General features: G+C 53.8%; 8 protein-coding genes. 5 read left to right on the forward strand and 3 right to left on the reverse strand.

Annotation, left to right across the window (positions count from 1 at the left end):
- Positions 1-223 precede the first annotated feature (223 nt).
- Positions 224-448, reverse strand: a complete 225-nt coding sequence (secG, locus tag VAE48_RS15015; RefSeq protein ID WP_322794145.1) for a preprotein translocase subunit SecG — start codon at positions 446-448, stop codon at positions 224-226.
- A gap of 65 nt (positions 449-513) precedes the next feature.
- On the opposite strand from secG, the gene VAE48_RS15020 reads away from it, so the two are divergent.
- Complete coding sequence (locus tag VAE48_RS15020) at positions 514-1,641, forward strand: CehA/McbA family metallohydrolase (protein WP_322794146.1); 1,128 nt, start codon at positions 514-516, stop codon at positions 1,639-1,641.
- The gene (locus VAE48_RS15025; protein ID WP_322794147.1) at positions 1,611-2,108 is read left to right on the forward strand and encodes an aminoacyl-tRNA deacylase; all 498 of its coding nucleotides are present in this window, start codon (positions 1,611-1,613) and stop codon (positions 2,106-2,108) included. The genes VAE48_RS15020 and VAE48_RS15025 overlap by 31 nt, the downstream gene beginning before the upstream one ends.
- On the opposite strand, the gene VAE48_RS15030 is transcribed toward VAE48_RS15025, so the two are convergent.
- A complete protein-coding gene (locus VAE48_RS15030) occupies positions 2,105-3,556 on the reverse strand; it encodes an RtcB family protein (protein WP_322794148.1) in 1,452 nt (483 codons plus the stop codon). The genes VAE48_RS15025 and VAE48_RS15030 overlap by 4 nt on opposite strands.
- A gap of 11 nt (positions 3,557-3,567) precedes the next feature.
- Positions 3,568-3,978: an archease gene (locus VAE48_RS15035; protein ID WP_322794149.1), complete on the reverse strand. Its 411-nt coding sequence runs from the start codon at positions 3,976-3,978 to the stop codon at positions 3,568-3,570.
- Positions 3,979-4,012: 34 nt separating this feature from the next.
- On the opposite strand from VAE48_RS15035, the gene VAE48_RS15040 reads away from it, so the two are divergent.
- The 3 genes from VAE48_RS15040 to mtnP are packed head-to-tail and all read left to right on the forward strand — an operon-like array spanning position 4,013 to position 6,110.
- The gene (locus VAE48_RS15040; RefSeq protein WP_322794150.1) at positions 4,013-4,777 is read left to right on the forward strand and encodes an FHA domain-containing protein; all 765 of its coding nucleotides are present in this window, start codon (positions 4,013-4,015) and stop codon (positions 4,775-4,777) included.
- A gap of 7 nt (positions 4,778-4,784) precedes the next feature.
- Positions 4,785-5,216 carry an FHA domain-containing protein gene (locus VAE48_RS15045; RefSeq protein WP_322794151.1) on the forward strand — a complete coding sequence of 144 codons (432 nt, stop codon included), beginning with the start codon at positions 4,785-4,787 and terminating at the stop codon, positions 5,214-5,216.
- A gap of 24 nt (positions 5,217-5,240) precedes the next feature.
- A complete protein-coding gene (gene mtnP / locus VAE48_RS15050) occupies positions 5,241-6,110 on the forward strand; it encodes an S-methyl-5'-thioadenosine phosphorylase (protein ID WP_322794152.1) in 870 nt (289 codons plus the stop codon).
- The last annotated feature ends 162 nt before the right edge of the window (positions 6,111-6,272 follow it).

The following is a 6,272-nucleotide window of genomic DNA, read 5'->3' on the forward strand; positions in this document are numbered from 1 at the left end:
AAAAACCACCGGTGACCGGTTCCGGAACAATTGGAGTAACCCCTTCCGGCTGCTCACTAAGCAGTAAAATCCCGACCACCAAACCGGTCAGAAGAATGATGAGAATTTGACAGCGAAATTTTTTCATTTTCAGTTAAACCTAACAGGGCGATTTCCCCAGAAAGGTGCCAATCGCCCTTAACTGTTTGGAGTATATCCTGAGCTTGAATGCCTGATGCTTAATTCAGGAACCAATGGCAACCGAAAGGAGAGTTAGGATGACGAAGAGAATCGCCAATCCAATGGTGATCAAGAAAATGGTTTTTTCCAGACCGCGCCGAGCCGTGAATACCTGACTGCTATCCGCACCAGTTAAACCGCCAAGACCAACGCCTTTGTTTTGAAAGATCACGCTCGCAATCAACGCGATTGAGATTATAATCAAAGCAATGTCAATGTAATTTACCACGCTCGTTCCTCCTTAATCTTGAACGACCCGATTATACCGTTTCAGGGTGGAAATCGTCAACCATCATGCACGAACTGGTCACCAATCTGCACATGCACACTCGCTATTCTGACGGCAGCGGCCTGCATGCCGACATTGCCCGGGCTGCCTTGCAAGCGGGTTTGGATGTCGTCATCGTAACCGATCATAACGTATTGGTCAACGGCTTTGAAGGCTATCACCGCAAAAATGGCAAGACCCTGCTGATGCTGATCGGAGAAGAAGTCCACGATCAGGCGCGCCTGCCGCAGAAATCGCATTTGCTGGTGTTGGGTTGTAACCGGGAAATGGCTCGTTTTGCAGACGACCCGCAGCGCCTGATTGACCGCGTTCGTGAAAGTGGCGGGCTTTCCTTCATTGCTCATCCCCGCGATCCGGCTTTACCGCTTTTCCATGAGGAAGATATTTCCTGGGATGACTGGCAGGTGACCGGTTACACCGGCATTGAATTGTGGAATGGACTCAGCGAACTGAAAACCCAAATCAAAAACTGGGGCGATGCCATTTTTTACGGTTTTTTCCCACAATACCTTGCCCACGGCCCCCACCCGGAGGTGCTGGCGCGCTGGGACGATCTGCTCAGGCAAGACCACAAAGTTGTTGCGATTGGCGGCTCCGACGCCCACGCGCTGGATATCCGCCTCGGCCCATTTCGTCGAATCATTTACCCCTATGAATTTCATTTCCGAGCGATCAACACCCATTTGTTGACTCCTGAACCCCTCAGCGGAGACCTCACCGCCGATCGCAAGATGATTTATCAGGCCTTCCAGCAAGGGCATTGCTTTATCGGGTATGATTTACCAGCTCCCACACACGGTTTTCGCTTCAGTGCACAAGGCAAAAACGGCAAGGCCATCATGGGTGATGAACTGATGATGGATAGCGCCATTACTCTGCAAATCCGCCTCCCGCTTAAAACGGAGTGCAATTTACTGAAAGATGGAAAAGTCATCAAAACATGGACAACCCACGAGGTTTGTACTCACATTACTCGTGAACCGGGCATTTATCGGGTGGAATGCTACCTCAATTATTTGGGCAAACGGCGTGGCTGGATTTTCAGCAACCCCATTTACCTGCGTCCTCCGCGCTGGCGCACCAACCCATTCCAGGGGTCACAATGGTCACAAACAACGTTACCCGCCTTCTAACTGCAAAAAAGATCCCTTTTGAGGCTTTTGAACTGCCCAACGAAAAAATCAGCGGAATGGATACTGCCCGTTTGCTGGGGGTTGACCCGAACCTGATTTATAAAACCATCGTCGTCACCCGTGAAAAAGGCGGTAAACCCATTCTGGCGGTCATTCCTGCCCCTCATCAGGTGGATTTGAAAGCTCTGGCAGCTTTTTTAGGGGAGAAAAAGTTAAAACTTCCCAGTCAGCGCGAAGCCGAACAGCTGACCGGTCTGCAGGTTGGAGGTATCTCCCCGCTGGCCTTGTTGCAACGCGGTTTTCAAGTAGTGCTGGATGAGGCCGCCATGCAGCACGAGAAAATTCATGTCTCCGGCGGGCAGCGCGGGCTGAACATCCGCCTGCCGGTGAAAGCGCTGATTGAGCTGACCCGCGCCCGCACCGCTGTGATCAGCAGTCCCCGCGGGGAAAGCAGCGATCAGGATTAACCCTTGATGACAATTACCGGGCGCAGCCGGGCAACTTTGCGGGCAATGCCCGCCCCGTTAACCGTTTCGACCACTTCATCTACATCTTTATATGCCATCGGCGCTTCTTCCGCCAGCCCGGACATTGAACCGGCCCGCACATGAATACCGGAATGTTCCAGGTCGTTGCGCAGGCGTTCACCGCGGAAGTCTTTTTTCGCTTTGTGGCGGCTGAGCACCCGCCCGGCCCCGTGACAGGTAGAACCCCACGAACGCGCCATGCTGTCCTCAGTGCCAACCAGTACCCAGGATGCCGTCCCCATACTGCCCGGCACCAGCACCGGCTGACCGATTGGTTTATACACATCCGGCAATTCGGGGTTGCCCGGTCCAAACGCACGGGTTGCGCCTTTCCGATGCACACACACTTTCATTTTCCTGCCATTGACGTCGTGGGTTTCCACTTTACCCATGTTGTGGGCAATATCATAAACCTGATGCAACTGCCAGCGCAGCCCGCTGCCGGCAAAAACCTCCTCAAAGGCGCGCCGGGCATGGTGCGCAAGAATCTGCCGGTTGCAGAACGCATAATTTGCGGCTGATCGCATGGCAGCCAGATAATTCTGCCCCTCAGGGCTGTCTAACGGGGCACATACCAGTTCACGGTCGGGCAGCTGGATGCCATAGCGTTTGACAGCAGATTGTAAGTCCTGCACATAATCGGTGCAAATCTGATGACCAAAACCGCGCGAACCGCAGTGGATCATCAACGTAAGCATGCCTTCCTGCAAACCCATCGCTGCAGCGGCTTCGCCATCAAAAATCTGATCCACGACATCCACCTCAATAAAGTGATTGCCTGCCCCGAGCGTTCCCAGCTGAAGCATGCCGCGCTGTTTGGCACGCTGGCTGACCTTACCCGGGTCAGCCCCTTGCAGGCAGCCACCCTCTTCAGTGCGGTGTAAATCCTCCTCGCTGGCCATGCCCTTCTTCAACGCCCAGCGCGCACCCTGCCGACAGACCGCATCCAGTTCGGCCGTGGTTAAGTGGATGGAACCTTCACTTCCTACGCCGCTGGGACAATATTGATTAAGCGCGTTCGCCAGATCATCTAATCGCTCTTCTGCCGCCTCCAAGGGTATGGTGGAAGCCAGCAGGCGCACCCCGCAGTTAATGTCATAGCCAATTGCCCCCGGCGAGATGACCCCGCTCGGATAACGCGTGGCCGCCACTCCACCAATCGGAAAACCATAACCCTGATGCATGTCCGGCATCACCACCACCGGTTCAACCACCCCCGGCAGTGTCGCCGCATTGATGGCCTGCTCAATGGATAAATCCTGCAAGGCAGCTTCCAGCAGCCGCCGGGTGACAAACAGCCGCACGGCTACGCGCATATCTTGCCGATACGACCTGGGAATCTCCCACTCATATTCGCTAATTTTGTTCAGGTCCTGAATTCGAATCATGGCTCACCTCGCTACACATCAAACACCAAGCGGGCTTCCAATCCATCTTCGCCGCGTTGCACGACGAGATTGTGAAAGGTAACTGCCTTAATCGGTTTTTCGATGCTGCGGATTGGTTTACCCCATAATTCGGCAATTAACCTGTTGCCATTTAATTTTAAGGGAAAATCCTCGAAACCGATTCGCTCAATTTCCAGATAAAATAGAATTTCATTCAAAAAGCCTACCAGCAGACTTTCATCATCTTCAGCCGACAGATAAAGTTCCACTTTTTTATGGACAGGTTCATCCTGCAATTTCAACCCCATCAGGGCATTCATCCCGATGGCAGCCTGCCGGAACAGCTCCTCCCGATTCGGCGCCCAAACTCTCAGCGCCCAATCCGCAGTATGTTGAAGTTCCTCAAATCCGGCCTGGTTCATCTTCTTTCCTCGACTGGTCTTATAATTATAAAGTATGAAATCCCGTCTTGATGATATCGAGTCCCGCCTCAAAGATTTGATCGAAAACCGCCTGGTTGGGCTGGCGTGGCGTAAGGAGCACTCCCCGCTGGCAGTTCTCATCGTCGAAGCCCTGCGTGAACAATTGCTGGCGGAAACCGACGAAAATCTCCCCCTGCCCAACGTTCTGGTGTTTGCCATGCACCCGGAAGAAGCAGCCACATGGCAGAACAATCCCGAATGGATGACATGGTTGAACCAAACCTTGCTCGAAACCGTGCGTGAATCGGGCGCATCCTTTGCTGCCCCGCCGGTGATTCAGATCGTTGCAGATCCCCGTCAGCCGCCCGGCAACCCGCGCATCACCTCCGCTTATCAGGATACTCTACCCGGCTCGACCGCCGTGCTGCATCTTTCAAACGAAAGCGTCACCAGCCAATCCACCTCAGACAGACGGGCTTACCTGATACTGCACGGCAGTCAATTCTTTCCTCTGGATCAACCGGTCATCAACATCGGCAGACGCAATGACAACCACTTAGTCATCGAAGACCTGCGGGTTTCCCGTGCTCATGCGCAGATCCGCCGCACTAAAAATCAAACCATCTTGTTCGATCTCAACTCTTCCGGCGGGACCTTTGTCAACGGACAACGTATTACTCAAACCACCCTCTTTCCGGGGGATGTCATTTCGCTGGCAGGTTTCATGCTGATTTATGGCGAGGATAGCGGTGAATCTTCCCCGGTTGGCGGAACATCCCCTGCCCAACCTCCGGTATAATGCCAGCATGAGCGCCATTGCTGTCCTCGTTTTACGCATCCTGTTCGCCCTGCTGCTGTATGCCTTTTTGTACTGGGCTTTCAGCGTCATCTGGCGGGATTTGCGCCTGAAAACTCAGGAGTTCACCCACGAAGCCCTTCCCGCGCTGCTGATCACCCCGTTGGATGCACCATCCGACGAGGTCACCCGCTTTCAGACCAGCGAAGTGATTTTGGGACGCGATCCGGGCTGTAATCTGCCGGTTGCTCACGAGACCGTCTCGGCGCGCCATGCCCGCTTTACTTTCCAGCAAAATCAATGGTGGGTCGAAGATTTGAATTCGACCAATGGCAGTTTCCTGAATGGAGAACGGTTAACCACACGGGCTGTCATCGTTTCCGGCGACGAATTACGCTGTGGGCAACTCACTTTCCGCATTGAAATCGAACCCAAAAAATAAAAAATGTTCAAAAGGGAGAATAGCATGAGTCAACAAGCCATACTCGGAATCATCGGCGGCTCCGGCCTGTATCATTTTGAAGGACTGGAAGATGTCCAGTCCATTGAAGTCAACACCCCGTTTGGTAAACCCAGTGCCCCCATCCTGATCGGCACCCTTGAAGACAAACGGGTAGCCTTTCTCGCCCGGCATGGGATTGGGCATCACATTCTGCCATCGGAGGTCAATTACCGCGCCAACATTTTCGCCCTCAAACAGCTGGGCGTTCGCTTTGTGATCGGTGTCAGCGCCTGTGGATCGCTGCGCCATGATTACAAACCCGGCAATTTCGTGATCCCCGACCAGGTGATAGATTTTACCCGCGACCGCAAACGGACATTCTTTGGTGAAGGGCTGGTGGCGCACATCAGCACGGCCGACCCCTATTGTGCAAGTCTCTCCCGCCAGTTGTACGAAGCCGCGGTAAGTACTGGGGTTGAAGTCCATCAGGGCGGAACTTTCATTACCATAGAAGGACCCCGCTTTTCAACCCGCGCCGAATCGCACCTATTTCGTGCCTGGGGCATTTCCATCATTGGGATGACCACCTGCCCGGAGATCTTTCTGGCACGCGAGGCCGAAATGTGCTATGCCAGCCTGGCGCACATCACCGATTACGATGTCTGGCATCTGGCAGAAGAGCCGGTCAATGTTGAGATGGTCATCCGCACCCTCTCTCAAAATACGGCTGCCGCCCAGCAAACCATTCGCACGCTGGCAGCCCAGCTTGACGAAAACACCGACTGTGACTGCAGCTCTGCGCTTGAAAAAGCGCTCATCACCGATCCAGCCCGCATTCCACCGGAAACACGTCAAAAACTCTCGTTACTGGTGGATAAATACCTCAAACCGTGAGATTCCTTTTCCCTCCGGCTGCTGCCACTCAAAACCCCTTGGAGCGCAGGCTGATCGGGTTAGCCGCGCTGGCGCTCACCCTTTACAGCCTGATTTTGACGCTCTCCCCGGCGGTCAGACTGCATACCTTTCAGGTTGAGTACCGCTGGCTGCACTGGATTG

This window comes from Bellilinea sp. (assembly GCF_034432615.1).
Taxonomy (GTDB): Bacteria; Chloroflexota; Anaerolineae; order Anaerolineales; family Anaerolineaceae; genus Bellilinea.